Source organism: Rhizobium aethiopicum (assembly GCF_014197535.1).
Taxonomy (GTDB): Bacteria; Pseudomonadota; Alphaproteobacteria; order Rhizobiales; family Rhizobiaceae; genus Rhizobium; species Rhizobium aethiopicum_A.
On sequence record NZ_JACIFV010000016.1, the window covers coordinates 34360 to 57802 of the forward strand.

The 23443-nt window shown below is 62.3% G+C and carries 19 protein-coding genes; 3 read left to right on the forward strand and 16 right to left on the reverse strand.

The annotated features are described in order from the left end of the window. Nucleotides 1-367 precede the first annotated feature (367 nt). Together GGD53_RS20215 and GGD53_RS20220 are read right to left on the reverse strand one after the other, a co-directional pair. Nucleotides 368-1069, reverse strand: a complete 702-nt coding sequence (locus tag GGD53_RS20215) for an SH3 domain-containing protein (RefSeq protein WP_184458654.1) — start codon at nucleotides 1067-1069, stop codon at nucleotides 368-370. 442 nt (nucleotides 1070-1511) lie between these two features. Next, entirely contained in the window at nucleotides 1512-2900 is a 1389-nt protein-coding gene (locus tag GGD53_RS20220; protein WP_184458655.1) for a M20/M25/M40 family metallo-hydrolase, read from the reverse strand. Between the two features lie 210 nt (nucleotides 2901-3110). On the opposite strand from GGD53_RS20220, the gene GGD53_RS20225 reads away from it, so the two are divergent. After that, nucleotides 3111-5495, forward strand: coding sequence for a bifunctional diguanylate cyclase/phosphodiesterase (locus GGD53_RS20225; RefSeq protein ID WP_184458656.1), 2385 nt, complete (start codon nucleotides 3111-3113; stop codon nucleotides 5493-5495). A 6-nt stretch (nucleotides 5496-5501) separates the two neighbouring features. Here GGD53_RS20225 and GGD53_RS20230 read toward each other — a convergent pair whose 3' ends face one another. After that, on the reverse strand, nucleotides 5502-5918 hold the full coding sequence (locus GGD53_RS20230) for a MarR family winged helix-turn-helix transcriptional regulator (protein WP_184458657.1): 417 nt from the start codon (nucleotides 5916-5918) through the stop codon (nucleotides 5502-5504). A gap of 411 nt (nucleotides 5919-6329) precedes the next feature. Between GGD53_RS20230 and polA the strand changes: the two genes are divergently transcribed. Beyond that, on the forward strand, nucleotides 6330-9329 hold the full coding sequence (gene polA / locus GGD53_RS20235; RefSeq protein WP_184458658.1) for a DNA polymerase I: 3000 nt from the start codon (nucleotides 6330-6332) through the stop codon (nucleotides 9327-9329). 170 nt (nucleotides 9330-9499) lie between these two features. Then, a complete protein-coding gene (locus GGD53_RS20240; RefSeq protein WP_184458659.1) occupies nucleotides 9500-11866 on the forward strand; it encodes a DNA translocase FtsK in 2367 nt (788 codons plus the stop codon). A 35-nt stretch (nucleotides 11867-11901) separates the two neighbouring features. Here the strand turns inward: GGD53_RS20240 and GGD53_RS20245 are convergent, their stop codons facing one another. The 13 genes from GGD53_RS20245 to GGD53_RS20305 form a co-directional block, all read right to left on the reverse strand. After that, nucleotides 11902-12408 carry a GrpB family protein gene (locus GGD53_RS20245; RefSeq protein ID WP_184458660.1) on the reverse strand — a complete coding sequence of 169 codons (507 nt, stop codon included), beginning with the start codon at nucleotides 12406-12408 and terminating at the stop codon, nucleotides 11902-11904. Between the two features lie 9 nt (nucleotides 12409-12417). Beyond that, nucleotides 12418-13023 carry a phosphonate metabolism protein/1,5-bisphosphokinase (PRPP-forming) PhnN gene (phnN, locus tag GGD53_RS20250; protein WP_184458661.1) on the reverse strand — a complete coding sequence of 202 codons (606 nt, stop codon included), beginning with the start codon at nucleotides 13021-13023 and terminating at the stop codon, nucleotides 12418-12420. Then, nucleotides 13020-14159 (reverse strand): alpha-D-ribose 1-methylphosphonate 5-triphosphate diphosphatase, encoded by a 1140-nt coding sequence (locus tag GGD53_RS20255; RefSeq protein WP_184458662.1) that lies wholly within the window; start codon nucleotides 14157-14159, stop codon nucleotides 13020-13022. Before GGD53_RS20255 ends, phnN begins: the two co-directional genes overlap by 4 nt. A gap of 13 nt (nucleotides 14160-14172) precedes the next feature. Beyond that, nucleotides 14173-14868, reverse strand: a complete 696-nt coding sequence (locus GGD53_RS20260) for a DUF1045 domain-containing protein (RefSeq protein WP_184458663.1) — start codon at nucleotides 14866-14868, stop codon at nucleotides 14173-14175. Nucleotides 14869-15009: 141 nt separating this feature from the next. Further along, on the reverse strand, nucleotides 15010-16353 hold the full coding sequence (phnE, locus tag GGD53_RS20265) for a phosphonate ABC transporter, permease protein PhnE (RefSeq protein WP_184458664.1): 1344 nt from the start codon (nucleotides 16351-16353) through the stop codon (nucleotides 15010-15012). Nucleotides 16354-16360: 7 nt separating this feature from the next. Next, nucleotides 16361-17320, reverse strand: a complete 960-nt coding sequence (gene phnE, locus GGD53_RS20270; RefSeq protein ID WP_184458665.1) for a phosphonate ABC transporter, permease protein PhnE — start codon at nucleotides 17318-17320, stop codon at nucleotides 16361-16363. A 64-nt stretch (nucleotides 17321-17384) separates the two neighbouring features. Further along, nucleotides 17385-18290, reverse strand: a complete 906-nt coding sequence (phnD, locus tag GGD53_RS20275) for a phosphonate ABC transporter substrate-binding protein (RefSeq protein WP_184458666.1) — start codon at nucleotides 18288-18290, stop codon at nucleotides 17385-17387. Nucleotides 18291-18378: 88 nt separating this feature from the next. After that, on the reverse strand, nucleotides 18379-19224 hold the full coding sequence (gene phnC, locus GGD53_RS20280; protein ID WP_184458752.1) for a phosphonate ABC transporter ATP-binding protein: 846 nt from the start codon (nucleotides 19222-19224) through the stop codon (nucleotides 18379-18381). A gap of 118 nt (nucleotides 19225-19342) precedes the next feature. Beyond that, nucleotides 19343-19960 carry a DapH/DapD/GlmU-related protein gene (locus GGD53_RS20285; RefSeq protein WP_184458667.1) on the reverse strand — a complete coding sequence of 206 codons (618 nt, stop codon included), beginning with the start codon at nucleotides 19958-19960 and terminating at the stop codon, nucleotides 19343-19345. Then, nucleotides 19957-20664 (reverse strand): phosphonate C-P lyase system protein PhnL, encoded by a 708-nt coding sequence (phnL, locus tag GGD53_RS20290; protein WP_184458668.1) that lies wholly within the window; start codon nucleotides 20662-20664, stop codon nucleotides 19957-19959. The genes GGD53_RS20285 and phnL overlap by 4 nt, the downstream gene beginning before the upstream one ends. A 24-nt stretch (nucleotides 20665-20688) precedes the next feature. Beyond that, nucleotides 20689-21465 carry a phosphonate C-P lyase system protein PhnK gene (phnK, locus tag GGD53_RS20295; protein ID WP_184458669.1) on the reverse strand — a complete coding sequence of 259 codons (777 nt, stop codon included), beginning with the start codon at nucleotides 21463-21465 and terminating at the stop codon, nucleotides 20689-20691. Then, nucleotides 21462-22337, reverse strand: coding sequence for an alpha-D-ribose 1-methylphosphonate 5-phosphate C-P-lyase PhnJ (locus tag GGD53_RS20300; RefSeq protein WP_184458670.1), 876 nt, complete (start codon nucleotides 22335-22337; stop codon nucleotides 21462-21464). The genes phnK and GGD53_RS20300 overlap by 4 nt, the downstream gene beginning before the upstream one ends. Next, nucleotides 22334-23440 (reverse strand): carbon-phosphorus lyase complex subunit PhnI, encoded by a 1107-nt coding sequence (locus GGD53_RS20305; RefSeq protein ID WP_184458671.1) that lies wholly within the window; start codon nucleotides 23438-23440, stop codon nucleotides 22334-22336. Before GGD53_RS20305 ends, GGD53_RS20300 begins: the two co-directional genes overlap by 4 nt. Between the last annotated feature and the right edge of the window lie 3 nt (nucleotides 23441-23443).

Here is a 23443-nt window from a genome sequence, read left to right on the forward strand (position 1 = left end):
TTTAAGGACCTATGCGCGATCATCCGAGTGAACTGTAATTGCGGCGATTTAACGGGGTGTTAAAGGACGACAAGCGATGAGAGCCGCACTATCGAAGCCGCGCAGTCATGACCAGGGCCGGGGCGCGGTGCGCACGATTTTCGAATTAGGAATTAATGCGGCGAGCGGAACCAATAGGCTCGACGACTGTTTATGGAGAAGCGGGACAGCCCCTCACGTCCCGCGAATGATCGGCCGTCTCCCCTCAACGCGCGCCGATCGACATCAGGCCCGGTGCATCCCCCCAAGGAGCGCCGGGCTTTTTTGTGGCTCCGCTTTCCAGTGATTCTGTCGCAGAAAGGGCGGCATCGCTGCCGCCCTCGATGTTTCAGTCGCAGGCGGGATCGCCCGGGCGGCAGACGAAAGGCGAAGCCCGGGGGTCGGGACGATTGTAGGTGTCGGCCTTCCCGCCTCTGAACTGCGGCAGATTACGGAAATTCGTGTCGGTTTCCCGACGCTCGGGCCGGCGGACTTCCTCTCTGCGATCGTTGTCGCGCCAGTCCCGGTTGCGATCCCGGTACTCGCGGGCCCGGTAATCCCGGTCCCGGTCCCGGTCACGGTCGCGGGAATAATAATCGCGGTCGCGGTCACGGTAATAATCGCGGTCGCGGTTGCGGTAATAATAGTCCGGGCCGCGGCTCCAGCGGTCACGCTCGCGATAGAAATCGCGATTGCGGTAGTACCGGTCCCAATAATTGCCGACGCTGAAGGTGACCATCGGAATGCCCAGCGGGCGATAATATTCCGGACCCACATAGACGCGGCGTTGCTGGTAGACTGCCTGCACGTACTGGCCGGAGACCCAGCCGCGGCCGCCATAGAATTCGACGTCGCACCAGTTGACGTTGGAAAGGCAGCCGCGGATTTCGACGGACGAACCGGCGGGTATGACGGCGACGGCGGGATACCGGGTGCTCGGACCGGCACGCATGTTGACGTTTGCCGTCGAGTAACCCTCGGCGGCCTGCGCCATTGCCGGAGCCAGCACAAGTAGCGCGGCCGCGGCTATTTTGACGATGAGGTTTCTCACGCTTCTCACTCCTCGTTGGCGTGTTTTTCAGGCAGCGCTCGGCTGCGTTTCCTTGGCATATGGCATCTGGAACAAAAGATAGAGCGATCGCCGGAATTTGTTAGGGCGTCATCATTCGCTTTGTCTTTCAAAACCTTATAGGTCGAGCGCGATGAACGCAGCTTGAACGGGGGGAGATTTGTGCTCTCATTCGCTTCGACAGGGCGCATGAACCGACAGGACGCGCGGAGCGTCTCCGGCACGTCACGCTGTCCGGCAATCGAGGTCCGATCCTGATCGACAAGTTAACCTTTTGTTAACCTTTCGGCGGCAGTCTCACATCAATACCCGCTTGCTCCTTGACCACGGATGAACTGGCACCGAGCCGGGCGGATGACGAAAGGCCGGGCAACCGGCCTTTTTGTTTTCTGGTTTTGGCGCCGATAGGGCGCGTCATTGCCCTTCAGCCGGCGAGCGCCTGAAGGATCCGCACCCAGGAGCGGATGCCCTTATGGTAGGAGACAAGCTCGTACTTCTCGTTCGGCGAATGGATACGGTCATCGGCGAGGCCGAAGCCGACGAGCAGCGATTCCATGCCGAGCATCTTCTGGAAATCTCCGACGATCGGGATCGAGCCGCCCATGCCGATGACGATGGCAGGTTTCGGCCACTCGTCGGAAAGCGCCGTCTTCGCCTTGGTCAGAACAGGCGAATCATAGGAGAGATGAATCGCCGGCGAGCCGCCATGCGGATGGAATTCCACCGAGCAGTCGCCCGGAATTTTCGACCTGACATAGCTGCGGAAAGCCTCGCGGATGGCAGCCGGATCCTGGGTGCCGACAAGCCGGAAGGAAACCTTGGCCGAGGCCTTGGCGGCGATGACCGTCTTGAAGCCTTCGCCGGTATATCCGCCCCAGATGCCATTGATTTCGGCCGTCGGCCGCGCCCAGGTGAGTTCCAGCACCGACCGGCCCTTTTCGCCGGAGGGAATGGAAAGGCCGACTTCACCGAGGAAGCTCTCCGCCGTTTTGCCGAGCGTATCCCATGACGCCTTGATGTTGTCGGGCGTTTCCTCGACGCCGTCGTAAAAGCCCTCAAGCGTGATGCGGCCGGTCTCGTCATGCAGGCCGGCAAGCGCCTCGACGAGAATATGGATCGGATTGGCCGCAGCGCCGCCGAAGAGGCCGGAATGCAGGTCGCGGTCGGCGGCCGTCACGACCACCTCCTCGCCGACGAGGCCGCGGAGTGCCGCGGCGATTGCCGGCGTATCGCGGTCCCACATGCCGGTATCGCAGACAAGCGCATAATCGGCCTTGAGTTCGGCGGCGTTGGCTTCGAGGAAAGGCTTCAAGGACGGTGAGCCCGATTCCTCCTCGCCCTCGAACAGAATGGTGATGCGGCAGGGAAGTGCGCCATTGATCTCCTTATAGGCGCGGCAGGCTTCGACGAAGGTCATCAACTGGCCCTTGTCGTCGGAGGTGCCGCGCCCGGTCAGGATCTTGCGGCCATCGCCGACATCCTTGATCGATGGCTCGAAGGGATCGTTTTCCCAAAGCTCGATCGGGTCGACCGGCTGCACGTCGTAATGGCCGTAGAAAAGAACATGGGGCGCGTCGGCGGAAGCGCCGGCATGGTGGGCGACGACCATCGTATGGCCGGGTGTGTCACGCACCGAGGCGGCAAAGCCGAGGCTTTCGAGATAGGCGACCAGCCATTCGGCCGCCTTCCGGCATTCGGTCCGATAGACGGGATCGGTGGAAATCGACTGGATGCGCAGAAGCTCGAACAGCTTTTCGAGGCTCGAGGAAAGGTTCTCATCGGCGCGCGCAAGCACCTGTTGTAGATCCGTCATTTTCGACTCCTTTTTGAAATTTGGCCGGACGATAGACCAAACGAGGAAGGCAGGCGAGGCGGAAAAGCAAAATGGGCGGCGCGAAAGCGGCCATATCCAGATCGGGTGCAAGAAGATTGCCGGATAATATAGAAGAAGCTGCTAATTCAATTTACAGTTATTTAGTACAACCTAAATAGTCTGACAGAATTCAGCTGTTCGGGGGGACGGATGTTTTCGGTCATTACATGTATTCGCGACGATCACGATTGGCGGCTGGTACTCGCGGCCGCCGCGGTTTGTCTGATCGGCGCGATGGCAGCAATGCTGCCGCTTTCGCGCGCTCAAGGATGCGATGCCGGGCGCCGCAGGCTCTGGATCGCCGCCTCGGCTTTCGCCTTCGGCACCGGCGTATGGGCAACGCACTTCATCGCGATGCTGGCCTATGACGGCGGCATGCCGATCAGCTACCAACTGGGGCTGACGGCGCTTTCCTTCCTCCTGTCGGTTGTCGGTTCGTGGGCGGCGATCGTCGTCGCTTCGGAGAGCCGCGGCCAGTTTTCGCGCATCCGCGGCGGCGTCCTGATGGCGCTCGGCATCGCCTCGATGCACCTGACCGGTATGCAGGCGATCGAGACACAGGCGGTCATCGTCTATGATCCCTACATGACGCTGAGTGCGGTTCTGGCGGGGGCGCTGCTGTCGAGCGCTGCCTTCTACGCCTTCTTCCAGTGCAGGGGCCTGAGGCGGCTCCTCACCTCGTCCGTCATCTTCGTTCTTGCAATCTGCGCTCTCCACTTCATTTCGATGGCAAGTATCACGCTTGTGCCGGATCCCGGCAAAGAGGTCCCGGCGATGGTGCTCGATACCAGCCTGCTGGCAGCGATCGTGGTGGTAGCGGCGACGGCTCTCATTCTGACCGCTATCGCGGTGGTCTTTATCGACAGCCATCTGACGGATCTGAGAGGGCTCGCCAATGCCTCGCAGGAAGGGTTGCTGATCCTGCGCGAAGGCAGGGTCATCGATGCCAATGAACGGTTCCAAACGCTTTCCGGCTGGAAGCTTGCCGATCTTGTCGGCAGGGCGCCGTCCGTTGCTTTGACCGTCAACCAGGGGCAGAACAGGCCTAGCGAGACCTTGCTCAGCACCCGCGGCGGCAAGGAGATCGCCGTCGAAGTCAATACCAGCAGGATCGTCTATCGCGGGCACAATTGTGACGTGCTGGCGGTGCGCGATCTGACGGAGCGCCGGCAGGCCGAGGAGATGATCGAACATCTCGCCCACCACGATGTTCTCACCGATCTTCCGAACCGGTCGTTGTTCGATACGCGCATCCGCCAGGCGCTGCAGATGGCCGAACGAAAAAGCAGCAAGGTGGCCCTCTTCTATATCGATCTCGATCGGTTCAAGAGCGTCAACGATATTTTCGGCCATGCCGAGGGCGACCGAATTCTCCGCAAGGTTGCCTCGATCCTCCGTCGCGTCGCCGATGAAAGCGATACGATCGCCCGTCTCGGTGGCGATGAATTTGCCATCATTCAGCCCGCCGGACAGCAACCGGCGGCCGCGCAGAAGCTCGCAGCCGCGATCCTCGACGAATTCGCCGCCGAGATGGATACGGCACGCGACCCCACAGCCGTCGGCGTCAGCCTCGGCATCGCCCTTTATCCGGCCGACGGACGTGATGTGGACGAGATCTGCAACAATGCCGATATCGCACTCTATCGGGTCAAGCACGGCGGCCGCGGCAAGGCCTGTTTCTTCGACGCGGAAATGGACGAGGCCACGCGCGCCCGCCGCCAGATCGAAAGCGAACTGCGCCACGCCATCACCCGCAATCAGATCCATGTCAGCTATCAGCCGATTTACGGCGCACTTAGCGGCGAGGTCAGCGGTTATGAGGCCTTGATGCGCTGGAACCGGCCGGGGCACGGCATCAGCGAGCCGGATGTCTTTATTCCGATCGCCGAGGAAAGCGGATCGATCGTCCAGCTCGGCGAATGGGTGCTGCGCGAGGCCTGTACAGAGGCTGCGCGCTGGCCGCATCCGCTGACGATCGCCGTCAATGTCTCGCCGGTGCAGTTCATGTTGCCGAACCTTTGCGAGCGGATCGAGGCGATCCTCGAGGAAACGGAGCTCGCGCCCGACCGGCTGGAAATCGAAATCACCGAGGCCGCTCTCATCCGTGACCGCGATCGGGTGATGGCCACGCTGCAGCGCCTGCGCAGTCTCGGCGTTCACATCGTCATGGACGACTTCGGCACCGGTTTTTCCTCGCTTTCCAACCTGCGAACCTTCCCGTTCGACAAGATCAAGGTCGACCGCAGCTTCACCGGCATGCTGGAACATGACGCGGCGTCACGTTCGATCGTGCGCGCCATCATCGGTCTCGGCCACAGCCTCGGCATGCCTGTCGTGACGGAGGGCGTCGAAACCGAGACGCAGCGCCAGATCGTCCTCGAAGAAGGCTGCGCACAGGTGCAGGGCTTTTTGCTCGGCAAGCCGGATATCGAGCCGAGCATCAAGCTCGCCGCCAAAAGCCTTCTGTCCTCGACGGCCGACGCTGACGTGTCGCCGCCTCCGTGGCGGCGATCTACGCGTCTTGCCGGTGAATAATCTCGATCAGAGCGTCTTGGCGTTTTCCAGCAGCCGGCGGATATATTCGAGCGTCAGCTCGCGTTCGAATCCGCGAAAGCCTTTGAACAGCGCGAGGTCCGCCTCACGCGCGGTCTCGATCGCCTCAGCCTCCATTGCACGCGCCTTCGGCGTCAGGAAAATCAGCTGCGCCCGCTTGTCGGACGGATGCGGCCGGCGCTCGATCAGCCCGTCGCGGACCATGCGCGAAAGCGTATTGGCCATGGTTGCCTGTTCGATAGCGACTCGGTCGAGAAGCTGTTTCTGGGTCAGCCCATCCTCGGCCCAGAGTTCCAGCAGGATGGGAAACTGGCCGGGAGAGAAACCAAGTCCGACCGCACGCTGGTGCAGCGAGCGGGCAAAACCTTTCGCCAGCTGGCTGGCAAGGTAAGCTCCCGAATCCATGCGGTTAAATCCCATGATTGCAAGTTAGGCTCAAAACCGTGCCGGAGACAATGCAGCAAATCGCAGAGGATGCTGCAAAAAATGCAAGCCGCGATCAGACCTGCGCGAGCCTGGAAAAACAAAAGTCGCCATGACCTGGAGGTTGGCCATGGCGACTTTAAAATGGGGACAAAGGCCCGGAGAGGGGGATAAGGCCTTTGTCCAAGCCTGATGCGGCGGGGGACAAGCCGGTAATCAGACCCGCGACGCGATCAAGCGCCGGTGACATGCATTTGTGGCTACGAATGTGGTTTTTCAAGGGTCACGGTACGTTACAAATCGGTAACAGTTTGGTGAGCGGAAATCCTTTCCGCTCTTGGCGCACCGAACTTTATATGGACCTGGTTTCCTGCCCGCGCTATCCATGCACGCATGAAAAATGGCGATCATCTCTTCCTAGTCGACGGTTCCGGTTTCATCTTCCGGGCGTTTCACGCATTACCGCCGCTGACGCGCAAGACCGACGGTCTGCCGGTCGGCGCCGTTTCCGGTTTCTGCAACATGCTGTGGAAGCTCTTGAGGGATGCGCGCAACACCGATGTCGGGGTAACGCCGACCCATCTTGCCGTCATTTTCGACTATTCCGCCAAGACCTTTCGTAAGGATCTCTATGACGCCTACAAGGCGAACCGATCGGCCCCGCCGGAAGAGCTCATCCCGCAATTCGGCCTTATAAGAGAGGCGACCCGCGCCTTCAACCTGCCCTGCATCGAGACCGAAGGCTTCGAGGCCGACGACATCATCGCCACCTACGCCCGCCAGGCCGAGGCCGCGGGCGCCGATGTCACCATCGTTTCCTCCGATAAGGATCTGATGCAGCTCGTCACCTCCAATGTCCATATGTATGACAGCATGAAGGACAAGCAGCTCGGCATTCCCGACGTTGTCGAGAAATGGGGCGTGCCGCCGGAAAAGATGATCGATCTGCAGGCGATGACCGGTGATTCCGTCGACAATGTTCCCGGCATTCCGGGAATCGGCCCGAAAACCGCTGCCCAGCTCCTTGAGGAATATGGCGATCTCGACACGCTGCTCGATCGCGCCACCGAGATCAAGCAGGTCAAGCGCCGCGAGACGATCCTCGCCAATATCGAGATGGCGCGACTTTCGCGCGAACTCGTGCGGCTGCGCACCGACGTGCCGCTCGATCTCGATCTCGACGCGCTGGTGTTGGAACCGCAGAACGGCCCGAAGCTCATCGGCTTCCTGAAGACGATGGAATTCACGTCGCTGACCCGACGCGTCGCCGAAGTCTGCGATTGCGATGCGAGCACCATCGAACCGGCGGTCGTCCCTATCGAGTGGGGCAAGGCGGCCCATGGTCCCGATCTCGACGCGGCCGAGCCGGAGCCCGTTGCCGGCGGCATCCCGGACGTATCGGGCGAATCGGTGCCCGTGCCGCCGCGCGCGAAGGCAAAGAGCGGCGTCGAAGGCGCTTTTTCGCCGGCCGATCTCGCCAAAGCGCGGGCCGAGGCATTTGCGACGCTGCCCTTCGATCATTCGAACTACGAGACGATCCGCGATCTGGCGACGCTCGACAGATGGATAGCCGATGCGCGCGACACCGGCCTTGTGGCTTTCGATACCGAGACGACGTCGCTGGATGCGATGCAGGCCGAGCTGGTCGGTTTTGCGATGGCGATCGCCGACAATGTCAGCGATCCCACCGGCACGAAGATTCGCGCCGCCTATGTGCCGCTCGCCCACAAGAACGGCGTCGGCGATCTGCTCGGCGGCGGCCTTGCGGAAAACCAGATTCCCATGGGTGACGCCTTGCCGCGGCTGAAGGCATTGCTAGAGGATGAATCGGTCCTCAAGGTCGCCCAGAACCTGAAATACGACTACCTCTTGATGAAGCGTTACGGCATCGAAACGAAGAGTTTCGACGACACGATGCTGATCTCCTACGTGCTCGACGCCGGCACCGGCGCTCACGGCATGGACCCGCTCTCGGAAAAATTCCTCGGCCATAAGCCGATTCCGTACAAGGACGTGGCCGGCAGCGGCAAGGCGAACGTCACCTTCGACCTGGTCGATATCGACCGCGCCACCCATTACGCCGCCGAAGACGCCGACGTGACGCTGCGCCTCTGGCTGGTGCTGAAGCCGCGGCTGGCGGCGGTGGGGCTGACCAGCGTTTACGAGCGGCTGGAGCGGCCGCTGCTGCCGGTGCTGGCGCATATGGAAGCGCGCGGCATCACCGTCGATCGGCAGATCCTGTCGCGGCTGTCCGGCGAACTGGCGCAGGGGGCGGCGCGTCTGGAAGACGAGATCTACCAGCTCGCCGGCGAGCGTTTCAATATCGGTTCGCCGAAGCAGCTGGGCGATATCCTGTTCGGCAAGATGGGCCTTGCCGGCGGCAGCAAGACGAAGACCGGACAATGGTCGACCTCCGCCTCGGTGCTCGAGGATCTCGCCGCCGCCGGTTTCGAGCTCCCGCGCAAGATCGTCGACTGGCGCCAGCTCACCAAGCTGAAATCCACCTATACCGACGCGCTTCCGGGCTATGTCCATCCGGAGACCAGGCGGGTCCATACCTCCTATTCGCTGGCTTCGACGACCACAGGGCGCCTGTCCTCGTCCGAACCGAACCTGCAGAACATTCCGGTGCGCACCGCAGAAGGCCGCAAGATCCGCACCGCTTTCATCTCGACGCCGGGTCACAAGCTGATCTCCGCCGACTACAGCCAGATCGAACTGCGGGTGCTTGCCCATGTGGCCGAGATCCCGCAGCTGACCAAAGCCTTCGAGGATGGCGTCGACATTCACGCCATGACCGCGTCGGAAATGTTCGGCGTGCCGGTCGAAGGCATGCCGGGCGAAGTGCGCCGCCGCGCCAAGGCGATCAATTTCGGCATCATCTACGGCATCTCCGCCTTCGGTCTCGCCAACCAGCTGTCGATCGAGCGCTCGGAAGCCGGCGATTACATCAAGAAGTATTTCGAGCGTTTTCCCGGCATTCGCGATTATATGGAGAGCCGCAAGGTGATGGCGCGCGACAAGGGTTATGTCGAGACGATCTTCGGCCGGCGAATCAACTATCCCGAAATCCGCTCGTCCAATCCGTCTGTGCGGGCCTTCAACGAGCGTGCGGCGATCAACGCGCCGATCCAGGGTTCGGCTGCCGACGTCATCCGCCGAGCGATGATCAAGATGGAGCCGGCGCTCGCCGAAGCCGGTCTTGCAGAGCGTGTGCGCATGCTGCTGCAGGTGCATGACGAGCTGATTTTCGAGGTCGAGGACGAGGGTGTCGAAAAGGCGATGCCGATCATCGTCTCGGTCATGGAAAACGCCACGATGCCGGCGCTCGAAATGCGCGTGCCGCTCAAGGTCGATGCCCGCGCCGCCACCAATTGGGACGAGGCGCATTAACCGCCTCCCCAAAACGAAAAAGATTTTTCCGTTTCTCCTAACTCACTGAAATCACGACCATGTACCTCCCCAGGCCGTATCGGAACGATACGGCTGGAAGGAACTTATTAACCTTCCTTTTCTATCCCGGTAGGGTCGTAATTTGTTAGGCATGAGTGAGTAGCGGACGCATGCGTTTTCCCAGAACCAATTTGACGGATGCCGCAGATTTTTCCAGCGGCATTGATACGGAGCTTCCGGAGGAAAATCCAGGCGAGAGGCCGCCGGCACCGATCTGGCAGAGCAACTTCTCGCTCGCGCCGAATGTTCGCTTCACCCGCACGCCCGAAACGCTGATCAGCCGCCGCCGCCCGTCGAACGAGCCCGTTCGCAGTGAACCGGAAGCGGAACAGCAGGCGATACGGATAGAACCGGTCGCGGTCGACGTGCCCTTCGATATCTACCTGCCAGAGCCCGCTGAACCTGCCGTAGTGCAGGCTGAGATCGAGACGCTCCAGCCGCCGGCGGCCGCGGTGGAGGCTCCCACCCTGCGCGTCGCTTCCGAACTGTCTTCGATTTCCGATTTTGCCTTCTGGGAAGTCATGGCCTTCGAGGAGGGCGAACCGGTGCGCGTGCCCTCGATCATTCTTCCGAAGATCGAGACCGCGCCCGAATCGATCACCTCGCTGTTTCGCGTCATGGAATGGCGTCCGGGCGCGCTGAAGCCCGCTCAGGCGGCATCCCGACCGGTCCAGCCACCGGCTGCAGCGCCCGCGCCGGTAGCTCCGCGCCCGCCGGCGGTGATTTCCCTGGAAAGGCCCGTGCGGACCCGCGAGGCGGCGATTACGCCGGCGCAGCAGGTCGCGCCCCAGACTGCGCCGATGCCTCAGGTCACGCCGGTGCCTCAGGCCGCCCCGGTGTCTCAGACTGCCCTCGTGCCTCAGGCCGCCCCCGTGCCTCGGACTACGCCCCCCGTCGCCGCGGTCCTGCCGTCGCCGCGCCTTGCGGCGAGGCCTGAAAAGATCGATGCATCAGGTTATGAATTCCCGCCGCGCGCTCTTTTGCAGGAGCCGCCTGAACGTCTCGGCGAGATCATGTCGCAGGAGACGCTGGAGCAGAATGCCGGTCTTCTGGAAAGCGTGCTTGAGGATTTCGGCATCAAGGGCGAGATCATTCATGTCCGCCCCGGCCCCGTCGTCACCCTTTATGAATTCGAGCCGGCGCCCGGCGTGAAGTCGTCGCGCGTCATTGGCCTGGCCGATGATATCGCCCGCTCGATGTCGGCGCTGTCGGCCCGCGTCGCCGTGGTCCCCGGCCGCAACGTCATCGGCATCGAGCTGCCGAACGTCACCCGTGAAACCGTCTATTTCCGCGAGATGATCGAGAGCCAGGATTTCGACAAGAGCGGCTATAAGCTGGCGCTCGGCCTCGGCAAGACCATCGGCGGTGAGCCTGTGATCGCCGAGCTCGCGAAGATGCCGCACCTGCTTGTCGCCGGCACCACCGGATCGGGCAAATCGGTCGCCATCAATACGATGATCCTGTCGCTGCTCTACCGCATGACGCCGGAGCAGTGCAGGCTGATCATGGTCGACCCGAAGATGCTCGAACTCTCCGTCTATGACGGCATTCCGCATCTGCTGACGCCCGTTGTCACCGATCCGAAGAAGGCGGTCATGGCGCTAAAATGGGCCGTGCGCGAGATGGAGGAGCGTTATCGCAAGATGTCGCGCCTCGGCGTGCGCAACATCGACGGCTATAACGGCCGCGTCTCCCAGGCACGCGAAAAAGGCGAGACCATCCACATCATGGTCCAGGTCGGCTTCGACCGGCAGACCGGCGCGCCGATCGAGGAAAGCCAAGAGCTGGATCTTGCGCCGATGCCCTATATCGTCGTCATCGTCGACGAGATGGCCGATCTGATGATGGTCGCCGGCAAAGAGATCGAGGGTGCGATCCAGCGTCTGGCGCAGATGGCGCGTGCCGCGGGCATTCACCTGATCATGGCGACCCAGCGCCCCTCGGTCGACGTCATCACCGGCACGATCAAGGCGAATTTCCCGACCCGCATTTCCTTCCAGGTGACCTCGAAGATCGACAGCCGCACCATCCTCGGCGAGCAGGGCGCCGAGCAGCTGCTCGGCCAGGGCGACATGCTGCATATGCAGGGCGGCGGACGCATCGCCCGCGTCCACGGTCCCTTCGTCTCCGATGCCGAAGTGGAGAAAGTCGTTGCGCACCTGAAGACGCAGGGTCGCCCCGAATATCTCGACACCGTGACTGCCGACGAGGAGGAAGAGCCGGAAGAGGAAGACGCCAGCGCCGTTTTCGACAAGAGCGCCATGGCCTCAGAGGATGGCAACGAGCTTTACGAACAGGCGGTCAAGGTCGTCATGCGCGACAAGAAGTGCTCGACCTCCTATATCCAGCGCCGCCTCGGCATCGGCTATAACCGCGCTGCTTCACTGGTCGAGCGCATGGAAAAGGAAGGTCTTGTCGGCCCGGCAAATCATGTAGGCAAGCGCGAGATCGTTTCCGGGCGGAGCGACGGCGATTGATTGACAATTACCGAAGTGCGCAACGCCCTTCGGTCTCATCTTCTCAACGTGGCCAACCCCACCGTTTCATTGACGAAGGCTGATTTTCCGCCGGTATAGAAATCCCAATCGCCGTCTGCCTCCGCGGCCAGCCGGCGTTTCAGGTCGGCATAGGCTTTGGCTCTGTCGGGATGGGCTCTGAGATAATCGCGAAACAGGATGCGTTCTTGATGCGCGCGATTGTCGGGGCCGCAAAGATAGAGTCTGAAACCATGACACTCGCGATTCCGGGTAAAGACCCAGCGGCCGTCTCCATGAGGGTCGCCGTGAAAGATGAAGTGGGCGGCGCGTGCCAATTCGATTGCTGGCGGTAGCGCTTCATCGGATATTGCGACGACATCGAGGTCGATCTTCGGCTTGGCCGCAAGGCCGGGCACCGATGTGCTGCCGATATGGTCGATGGACAGCACTAGGTCACCGAGCAGGACGGAGACTTCGGCGCTGATTTTGGCAAAGAGCAGCGGCCAGGAAGGGTCGTAATCAACGACTTTGATGGCGCGCATCCTGCCTCTCTACTGTGTCGAATTCACTTCGGCCAGCAATCCGTCCAGGATCGCGATCATCTTCTGTTCGGCTTCTTCAAGCGAACCGCTATTGTCGAGTTCCGTCACGTCATAATCGCCGCGCACAGTGAGCGGCCCGCGGGCAAGCCTGGCCATGATGTCCTCATGTGTCTCGCGGCCGCGCGCTTCGAGCCGGCTGGCGAGCACGTCCGGGCTGGCCGTGACATTGATGACCTTCAGCCGCGGGAAAGCGGCCTGGAAGCGGTGAAGCGCCGAGCGCGAGCCGTTGGCCACGACGACGTGGCCTCGCGACAGCGCCACCGAAACTTCGGCCGGAATGCCGTATCTCAGGCCATGCGCTTCCCACCAGACCGCGAAGGAGCCTGACTGCTCCATGGCGGCAAAGCCCTCGAGGGAGACGGAAAGATGATCCTCGCCGCCGGCATTGCGGTGGCGGGTGATGACGCGGCGGGCGAAATGCACGTTATCGCGGCCGGAAAAACGCCGCGCAGCGAGGTTCATCAGCGTGTCCTTGCCGGCGCCGCTCGGCCCGACGACCACGACCATGATGCCGCGCTCGGCTCCGGCTGCTGCATGGGGTTCGTGCGGGGTCATGCGACACGGCGTCCCTGGCGCCAGACGGAGCGTGTCACCGGCACGCCATGCGAGCGGTGGACGCGGACGAGGTCGGCGCGCAGTCCGGTCGCGATCCGGCCTCGATCGTCAAGGCTGACCGTGCGGGCGGGCGTCGACGTCACCATCGCGATCGCTTTCGGAAGGCTGATGCTCTCCACCTCGTCGGCGAGGATGAAGGGTGCATGCAGCAGGCTGAGCGGCACGTAGTCGGAGGACAGCACGTCGAGCACGCCCATTTCGGCGAGATCGCGGGCGGCGATGTTGCCGGAATGGGACTTGCCGCGCACGATGTTCGGCGCGCCCATCAGCACGCTCATGCCGTGCTCGTGCGATGCCCGGGCGGCATCGAAGCTGGTCGGAAACTCGGCAAGCCGCACGCCATTGTCGATTGCCTCATCGACATGGGAGAGCGTGGCGTCGTCATGGCTTGCAACCGTGATCCCGCGCTCGGCGCAGACCTTGGCGATGGCGTTTCGATGCGGAGTCGAATTGCGCGCCGATTCAGCTTGGCGCTTGGCGACGAAACGGGCGAACGCCTCGTCGCTCAGGCCCCGCTTCTTCTGGTAGTAGAAGATATATTGATCCATCGTCTGAAACTGCCGCTGGCCGGGCGCGTGATCCATCAGCGAGACGAGCCGCACGTGCGGATCCTTTTCGAAATCGGCGAAATGTTCGAGCACGTTGTCGGCCGATACCTCGCAGCGCAGGTGGATGAGGTGCTCGGCGCGCAGCCGGCCTTCCTTCTCCGCCGATTGGATGGCGTCGGCCATCTCGCGCATCTCGCCATGTTCGAAACCGCCGTCCTCGTCCGCGCCCATGCGCAGGCAGTCGAAGACCGTCGTGATGCCCGATGTGACGATCTGGGCGTCATGCGCCTGGACGGCAGCCGTCTTGTGCCAGCGGATGCCCGGGCGCGGCTGGTAATGGCCTTCGAGATGGTCGGTATGCAGTTCGACGAGGCCGGGAATGACGTAGTCGCCTTCGAAATCTTCGCCGGCTACTGAATTGCCTTCGGAGATATCGGCGATCTTGCCGTCGCGAATAAGAATCGAGCCTGCGAGGATGTCATCCTCGAGTACGATGCGGGCGTTGGAAAAAACGGTCTCTTTGCTCATATCGTCAGGTCTTTCAGCTTTTGGCGCCTGCCAGTGGCAGCCAGGAATGAACTTTGAACGGGGCGCCGCGCGTCTCCTCGATGAAGACGGCGAGGCCGGAAATCGAAAGCGGCCGGCCGGTGAAACCGGCAAAACGCTCCGCCAGGATCGCCTTCATGACCTCGGCGCGTTCGGCGGGTACCTGGCCGCTCAGCGTCATGTGAAAACCGAAATCCTCCATGACGTAAGGATATCCCCAGCGTTGCAGATTGATACGCTGGCTGTCGCTGAGCTTCTCCGGGTTGCGTCGCGCGATATCGGTCTCGGAAGGCGTAGCGCGGAACGGTTCGAAGGATTTTACCACCTTTGCGGCGAAATCCTGAAGAGGTTGGTGAAGAGAACCGGGAACCAGTGCAAAAAAACGGCCAAGCTGGCCGAGCACGAGTTCAGGAATCTCGAAGGCCGGGGTGCGCGCCGCGAAATCCTCGGCAAAGGTGATGAGATCCCTTTCGGTGACGGAAGCGGCAAGCGAAAACGGCGCCTTGATCGTCGCGTGAAAGCCGTAGCGGCGCGGGTCGGCGGTCAACTCGAACTGTTCTGCCGCACTGAGTGTCTCATGGTCGGGTGCAGGATAGATTTCGCCGGTGAAAGCATCGCGACCGAGCCAGAGCGAAGCCGCGCCGGTCAGGGGATCATCCTTCGGCGGCGAAAAATAGAGAGCGTAGCGCAAGGCTTTTTTCCTGGGAATCGTCGAAACGAGGAGGGCAATGTTCAGTGATTTGGCGGCGAACCGCAAGCAGGCTCCCGGCTAAAAGATTTCCGTGACAGAATGATGATGGCGGGAGCGCCGCCACCGCCCCTTATCGACCGGTCAGTGCGCCTTCGTGCCCATCAACCGGTGGCGCAGCGCGTTCGAAGCGGCGTCGAACAGGAAGACGACGATCAGGATCAGAATGACCATATAGGCGACGTTTTCCCAATTGGCGTTGGTGCGCATCGCCTCCCAGAGCTTGAGGCCGATGCCGCCCGCGCCGACGGCGCCGATGATCGTGGCGCCGCGCACGTTCGATTCCCACTGGTAGAGCGTCTGGCTGACGATGACGGGAACGATCTGCGGCATGATGCCGTAACGGTGGACAAGCACCGTTTGAGCGCCGGTCGACTTGATGCCTTCCCGCGGCTTGTTATCGATATTCTCGAGCCCCTCGGAATAAAGCTTGCCGAGCGTGCCGGTCTCGGTGAGGAAGATCGCGCCGCTGCCGGCAAGCGGGCCGGGGCCGAAAGCGCGAGTCAGGAACAGCGCCCAGATCAGCATGTCGACCGAGCGCAAGAAATCGAAGAAGCGCTTGAGGATCTGGTTCAGGAGGCGGTTCGGCGTGATGTTGCGCGCCGCCAGGAAGGCGAGCGGGAAGGCGGCAAGCGCGCCGAGCAGCGTTCCGAGAAAGGCCATGATGATCGTCTGGAAAAGCTTGGTCCAGACGTCGCCATGCTGCCATTCGCTGTTGTTCCATATATCCTCGAAGGCGAGCGATAGGTTGGTCTGGTCGGGCTTGATGCGCGGGCCGGAGACAATAAGGCCGATGACTTCGCTGACCGGCTTGTCGAAGAAGGCGGACTGCGTGTCGAAGAGGAAATTCGCCCAGCCGAGGAAGCGTTTGCGGACCTTCACGCGATCGACGGAAATGCTGACGTCGCCGGCAAAGCCGAGATCTGCGAGCACGTTGTCGTCATAGACCGTCATCCAGCTCGGCACCGGCCCGACCACCTCAGGCGCGCCGCTCGAGAGTTCGACGGGGATGCTGATGCCGTGCGCGGTCACGATCGTTTCGCGCTTCGAAACGGTGACGCTGCGGCCGGTGCCGCTGACAGAAACGGTGATGCTGCCATCGGGATTGTTGACCACCCAGTCCGGGTGCGGATTGTCGCCGAGCGGCGAGAAGCGGGGATAACGCACCTCGATCGAGCCGTCATCCTGGATGCGGAAGTCCGCCTGGACATCGTAGCTCACCCATTGGCTGAGATAGATGCCGACGCGCTCCCAGTGGGCTTCGGCAAGCAGCTTTGGCAGGTCGAAGAACCAGACGGCGTAAAGACCGTAGAGCAGCGTTGCAATGAGGATCATCAGCCCTCCGAAACGCTGGCGGAACGACCGGTGAAAATATTCCGGATAGCGCGCTTCGATCTCATGCATGCGGTTTGCGTCGATCACCGTCATGGCGGCCTCAATGTTGCAGAAGGAAGGCGTGCTCGCCGACAAGACGGCGGCGCAGCCATGCGGAGAACTGGTCGACGGCGACGATCGTGACGAAAAGTAAGAGAACGAGCGCCATCGTCTTGGCGCCGAAGCCGCGCGAGATCGAAAGTTTCAGCTCCTCGCCGATACCGCCGCCGCCGACGGCGCCGATGATGGTCGAGGCGCGCACGTTGATCTCCAGGCGCAGCAGGGCATAGGAGGTGAAATTCGGCAGCACCTGCGGCAGGGCGGCGAAGCGCACGCGCTCCCACCAGTTGGCTCCCACTGCCTTCATCCCCTCGTGCGGTTTCATGTCGATGTTTTCGGCCACTTCATAGAAGAGTTTGCCGAGCGCGCCGATCGTGTGCAGGGTGATGGCGATGATGGCGGCGACCGGCCCGATCGACAGGATCGCCGAAAACAGGCCGGCGATCACGATTTCCGGGAAGGCGCGCAGGAATTCCATCAGCCGCTTGGTGAAGACGCGCAGCGGCCACGAACTCGTCAGGTTGCGCGCCGCAAAGAAGCTCAAGGGCACGGCAAAGACGAAGGCGATAATCGTCGAGATCAGCGCCACGTTGATCGTCACGATCATCAGCTCGAAATATTCCGGAATGTAGAAGGCGCCCCAGACGTAGACGCGGCCCTTGTCGAAATTGAATTCCTCGCCGCCCTTGTCGTTGACGCTCGCTATGTCGAAAAGCGCGTGCCAGACGTCGTTCCAATCCTTGGGAATGAGCCAGCTCAGGAAGTCGAAGAGGTGCGGCAGGCGTTCGAAGAAATGGCCGGCATTGCTCTCATCGGCAAAGCGGACGGAGCTCAAGAAAGCCGCGATGAGGATAACCAGGCCGAGAATGGTGTAGAAGCGGCGCCTGGCGATCATCCGATCCCAGGCGGTGCCGATCTCCTGCGTGCTCTGCATGTGCGGCTGTGTGTCGGCAATGGTCATGGACGCTCCGCCCGGTTACAAACAAGGGGCGGCCGTTACCGGCCGCCCCGCATTGAAAAGGCGATCAGCCGCCGATGGCCGCCTTGCGGACTTCGACGACAGCATTGTAGAAGTCGTGCTTGACGGGGGCATAGCCCTTGTAGTCGCCACCTTCGACAGCCGAGAAGCACTTGTGATCCTTTTCCGGCAGGGCCGTGAAGAAGGCTGCGAGCTTCGTCTGCCACTCTTCGCCCAGCGCGTTGCGCACCACGAGCGGGCCGTTCGGGATCAGCGGCGAACGCCAGACTTCGACCAGCTTGTTCGGATCAACCGCGCCCTTGTCGACTTCCTTGCGGAAGGTGCCGGAGGTGTAGCCGTCCTTGAAATCACCGATGCCCGAGGAGTCGTCGACGGCAACGTCGACCTTGCCGTCGTAGGCGGCAAGCAGGTTGTTCTCGTGGCCGCCGTTGAACTGGGTCGAAGCGAAGAACTTGTCGTTCGGCATGCCCGTGTCCTTCGGGATCTGCGTCAGCGGAACGAGGTAACCGGAGGTGGAGTCCGGATCGGCGTAGCCGAGCTTCTTGCCCTTGGCGTCCTTGATGGTCTTGATGCCGGAGGACTTCAGCGCTAGGCCGATCGAGTGATAACCCGTCGAACCGTCCTTCTGCTGCGTCGTCAGGATCGGCGTGACGGCCTTCGGGTCCTTGAGGTAGACGGAGGCGTAGCCGGAAGCGCCGAGTTCGGCGAAGTCGAGCGTGCCGCCGAGCAGACCCTGGATAACGCCGTCATAATCGGCGGCCGGGAAGAGCGAGACCTTCTCGAAGCCGAATTCCTGCCTCAGATGGTCGGCGAGGCAGGCATAGTTGCGCAGGCGGTCGGTTTCGTTTTCGCCGCCCAGGATGCCGATGCGGAATTCCTTGAGCTCTGCGGCATTGGCGGCGCCGGCGAGCGCGAACAGCGCCGTTGCCGCAAAGAGTGCTTTCTTCAACATGCGTTCTCTCCTATCGACCGGTGTCCCCGGTCTTCCCGTTACGAAGAAATGTGCCCTTGACGCGGGCGTTCGATCGCGGCCGTCCCGCTCAGAGGCCGGCCAATGCCAGCGGTTGGGCGCCGGCGGATTGATTGTCTGCCCTCTCGGAAGCGATATTGATGGACGTCGACGTCATGGTTTCGTCGATGCCGGCGCCATCCTTGTCCGTCCCGTAGATTTCCTTCACCGCTTCGGCGGTCAGCTCCGAAGGTTTGCCGTCGAAGACGACGCGGCCGCCGGCCATGCCGACGATGCGCTCACAATAGTTGCGGGCGGTGTCGAGCGTATGCAGGTTGGTGATGACGGTGATGCCCTCACGCTCGTTGATGTCGCGCAGCGCATCCATGACGATCTTGGCGTTCAGCGGGTCGAGCGAGGCGATCGGCTCGTCGGCGAGGACCATCTTCGGGTTCTGCATCAGTGCGCGGGCGATCGCCACGCGCTGCTGCTGGCCGCCGGAAAGCGTGCCGGCCGGCTGCAGCGCCGTCTGCTCGATGCCGAGGCGCTCAAGCGCGGCGATCGCATGCACGCGTTCCTCGCGGGTGAAGATGTTGAGGAGGCTCAGAAGCGTCGAGCGGTGATTGAGGCGGCCGAGCATGACATTTGTGAGAACATCGAGGCGCGGCACCAGGTTGAACTGCTGGAAGATCATCGCACAGTCGCGCTGCCAGTTGCGCAATGCCCGGCCGCGAAGCCCGGAGACCTCGACGCCGGCGAAATGAATGGAGCCGGCGCTCGGCTCCTGCAGACGGTTGATCATACGCAGCAGCGTCGACTTGCCGGCGCCGGAGCGGCCGATGATGCCGACCATCTGACCCTGGGGAATGGTGAGCGTCACGGCATCGACGGCGAGTTTTTTTCCGAAACGACGTGTGACATCCTTCAGCTCGAACATCATGCTCTTCCCTTGCACTCCACGCCTTGATCAGCATCGCATTAGTCCCGCTTCATGAACCTCCAATGTCATATTTGTGTAAGAACTGTCACAAAACTCCGCCCCGCGGAGGCGGCATCTAGCTCTCGTAGCGGGCCAGAAAATCTTCCGCGCTTAGGTTGCGGAAATCCTGCAAAGCCAGGCGCAACCGGTCGTGTCGCCAATCCCACCAGGAAAGCCTGTCCATGCGTTCGCCGATCTCTTTCGGGAAACGTTCGCGGATCAGCTTGGCCGGCACACCGCCGACGATCGTGTATGGCGCAACGTCCTTCGATACGACCGCGCCGGCCCCGATGACGGCGCCGTTGCCGACGTTGACGCCGGGCAGGATGGTCGCGCCATGGCCGACCCAGACGTCGTGGCCGATCGTCACCCGGTTTGCGCGCCGCCAGGCGAAGAAATCCGTCTCCATGTCGGCGTCCGGCCAGTAATCGGCGGCACGATAGGTGAAATGATGCAGGGTCGCGCGCCAGGTCGGATGGTTGGTCGCATTGATGCGCACGGCGGCGGCGATATTGACGAACTTGCCGATCGTCGCGCACCAGACGGCGCCATCCTGCATGATGTAGGAATAGTCGCCGAAAGTGGCTTCGCTGATGCGGCAGCGTTCGGAGACCTCCGTATAGCGCCCGAAAGTGGAGTCGCTGACATCGGCCGTTTCGTGGATATAGGGCTCGATGCCCAACTGGCGGCTCATGCGGCGATCTTCCGAGGAGAGAACTGCTGGACGTCGAGGATGCGGTCGGCGACGGCCTCGCGCACTTCCTCGTTGTGGAAGATGCCGAGAAGGGCGACGCCCGCCTTCTTCTTCTCCGCGATCATGCCGACGACGACGGCGCGGTTTTTCGCATCGAGCGAGGCTGTGGGTTCATCGAGAAGCAGGATCGTATGCTCGGTGATGAAGCCGCGGGCGATGTTGACGCGCTGCTGCTCGCCGCCGGAGAAGGTGGCGGGCGGAAGCTGCCAAAGCGCCTCCGGCAGGTTGAGCCTGGCAAGCAGGGCGCCTGCCTTTTCGCGTGCAACGACGATTTCTTCGCCGCGCGCCACGAGCGGCTCAGCCACCACGTCGATCGCCGCCACGCGCGGTACGGTGCGCAGGAATTGGCTGACATAGCCGAGGGTATCGCGGCGAACTTTGAGCACGGTGCGCGGATCGGCGGCGGCGAGGTCAACGATCCGCCCGTCGTGGCGGATGAGGATCTGGCCGGTGTCGACGGCATAATTGCCGTAGATCATCTTGAGCAGCGAGCTCTTGCCGATGCCCGAGGGGCCGCCGAGCACGACGCATTCGCCTGACGACACCGAGAAGGCGACGTCGGAGACGACGGGCAGCCTGATGCCGTCGCGCAGGTGCATGGTGAAGCTCTTCGAGACTTCGGAAACGACGAGGGGCGTTGGCATGATTTGGTTTTCCTGGTTTCTAGCTCAGACCTGCAGGATCGAGGAGACGAGCAGCTGCGTGTAAGGCTCTCTGGGATCGTCGAGTACGCGGTCGGTGAGGCCCTGTTCAATGACGGTGCCGTCCTTCATCACCATCATGCGGTGCGACAGCAGGCGGGCGACGGCAAGATCATGGGTGACGATGATCGCCGAGAGGCCAAGATCGTTGACGAGGCCGCGCACCAGATCGAGCAGACGCGCCTGCACCGAAACATCGAGGCCGCCGGTCGGCTCGTCCATGAAGACCAGACGCGGACCGGTGACGAGGTTGCGGGCGATCTGCAGGCGCTGGCGCATGCCGCCGGAAAAGGCGCGCGGCTGATCGTCGATGCGATCGGCGTCGATCTCGACGCGTTCGAGCCAGTCGATGGCGGTGGAGCGGATCTTGCCGTAGTGCCGGTCGCCGATCGCCATCAGCCGTTCGCCGACATTGGCGCCGGCCGACACGGTCATGCGCAGCCCGTCGGCCGGGTTCTGGTGCACGAAGCCCCAGTCGGTGCGCATCAGGAACCGGCGTTCGGCCTCGTTCATATGATAGAGGTCGCGGTAGCCGCCGTCGCGCATATGGTATTCGACGCTGCCGGTCGTCGGCATCAGCCGGGTGGAGATGCAGTTGAGCAGCGTCGTCTTGCCCGAACCGGATTCGCCGACGATGGCGAGCACCTCGCCGGGCCAGAGCTCGAAGGAGACGTTCCGGCAGCCGATGCGCTTGCCGTAGAACTTCGAGAGGTCGTTGACCTTGAGCAGCGGTATATCGGTCATTCTGCAGCCTCCCGGGCCAGCATTTCGCCGGCATGCCCCTGGGCCCGACGGTCTTCGCAATGGTCGGTGTCGGAGCAGACGAACATGCGCCCGCCCTTGTCGTCGAGGATGACCTCGTCGAGATAGACATCCTCTGCGCCACAAAGCGCGCAGGGCCTGTCGAAGCGCTGGATCTCGAAGGGATGGTCTTCAAAGTCCAGGCTGACGACATCTGTATAGGGCGGCACGGCGTAGATACGCTTTTCGCGGCCGGCCCCGAAAAGCTGCAGCGCTTCCGATCGGTGCATCTTCGGATTATCGAACTTCGGCGTCGGCGACGGGTCCATGACGTAGCGGCCATGCACCTTGACCGGATAAGCATAGGTCGTGGCGATGCGGCCGTTGCGGGCGATATCCTCGTAGAGCTTCACATGCATGAGGCCATATTCCTCGAGCGCATGCATCTTGCGCGTCTCAGTCTCGCGCGGTTCGAGGAAGCGCAGCGGCTCGGGGATCGGCACCTGGTAGACAAGCACTTGGCCGGGCCCGAGCTTCTCTTCCGGGATGCGGTGACGCGTCTGGATGATCGTCGCCTCGCTGGTGCGCGTCGTGACCGCGACATTGGCGACCTTTTGGAAGAAGGCGCGGATCGAGACAGCGTTGGTCGTGTCGTCGGCGCCCTGGTCGATGACCTTCAGCACGTCATCAGGCCCGATGATCGAGGCCGTCACTTGCACGCCGCCGGTGCCCCAGCCGTAGGGCATCGGCATCTCGCGTGAGGCGAAGGGCACCTGATAGCCAGGAATGGCGATCGCCTTCAGGATGGCGCGGCGGATCATCCGCTTGGTCTGTTCGTCGAGATAGGCGAAGTTGTAGCTGGCGAGATCGCTCATTCGGCGGCTTCCTTCATGTCTTCGCCGCTGCTGCGGGCGGCTTCGAATTCGCGGCGCATGCGGCGGACGAGGTCGAGTTCGGCCTGGAAGTCCACATAATGCGGCAGCTTCAGGTGCTCGACGAAACCGGTCGCCTGGACATTGTCGGAATGGGAAATGACGAATTCCTCGTCCTGGGCCGGCGCGGTGATGTCCTCTCCGAGCTCTTCGGCGCGAAGCGCCCGATCAACAAGCGCCATCGCCATCGCCTTGCGCTCGCTCTGGCCGAAGACAAGGCCGTAGCCGCGGGTGAATTGCGGCGGCGCCTTGGCCGAGCCCTTGAACTGGTTGACCATCTGGCATTCGGTGATCTGGATCGTGCCGAGAGAGACGGCGAAACCGAGCTCCGGCACGTCGAATTCCACCTCGACTTCGCCGATGCGGATCTCCCCGGTGAAGGGATGGTTGCGGCCATAGCCGCGCTGGGTGGAATAACCGAGCGCCAGCAGGAAGCCTTCATCGCCGCGGGCAAGCGCCTGCAGGCGCAGATCGCGGGTCATCGGAAATTCCAACGGCTCGCGGGTCAGATCGCCGATCTCGTGATCTTCGGGCATGTCGCCGTCGGCCTCGATCAGGCCCTCTTCGCCGAGGATTTCGGAGACGCGCATGACGCGGCCGGTCTCGGCCGGACGCTGGGCCGGCGCCTCGACCGCTTCGTCCTCAAGCAGCGACGGATCGAGCAGCCGGTGGGTATAATCGAAGGTGGGGCCGAGCAGCTGGCCGCCCGGCAGGTCCTTGTAGGTCGCCGAAATGCGCCGTTCGATCGTCATGCCAGCCGTGTCGAGCGGTCTGGAATAACCGAAGCGCGGCAGCGTCGTGCGATAGGCGCGCAGCAGGAAGATCGCCTCGATCATGTCGCCGCGCGACTGGCGCACGGCGAGCGCTGCAAGTGTGCGGTCGAAAAGCGAGGCCTCGGCCATGACGCGGTCGACGGCGAGCGCCAGTTGTTCGACGATCTGCTCGATACCGATCGCCGGCAGTGAACGGTCGCCGCGGCGGCGGTCGGCGAGCAGCCGATGGGCATTGGCGATGGCGGCCTCGCCACCCTTGACGGCAACATACATGAG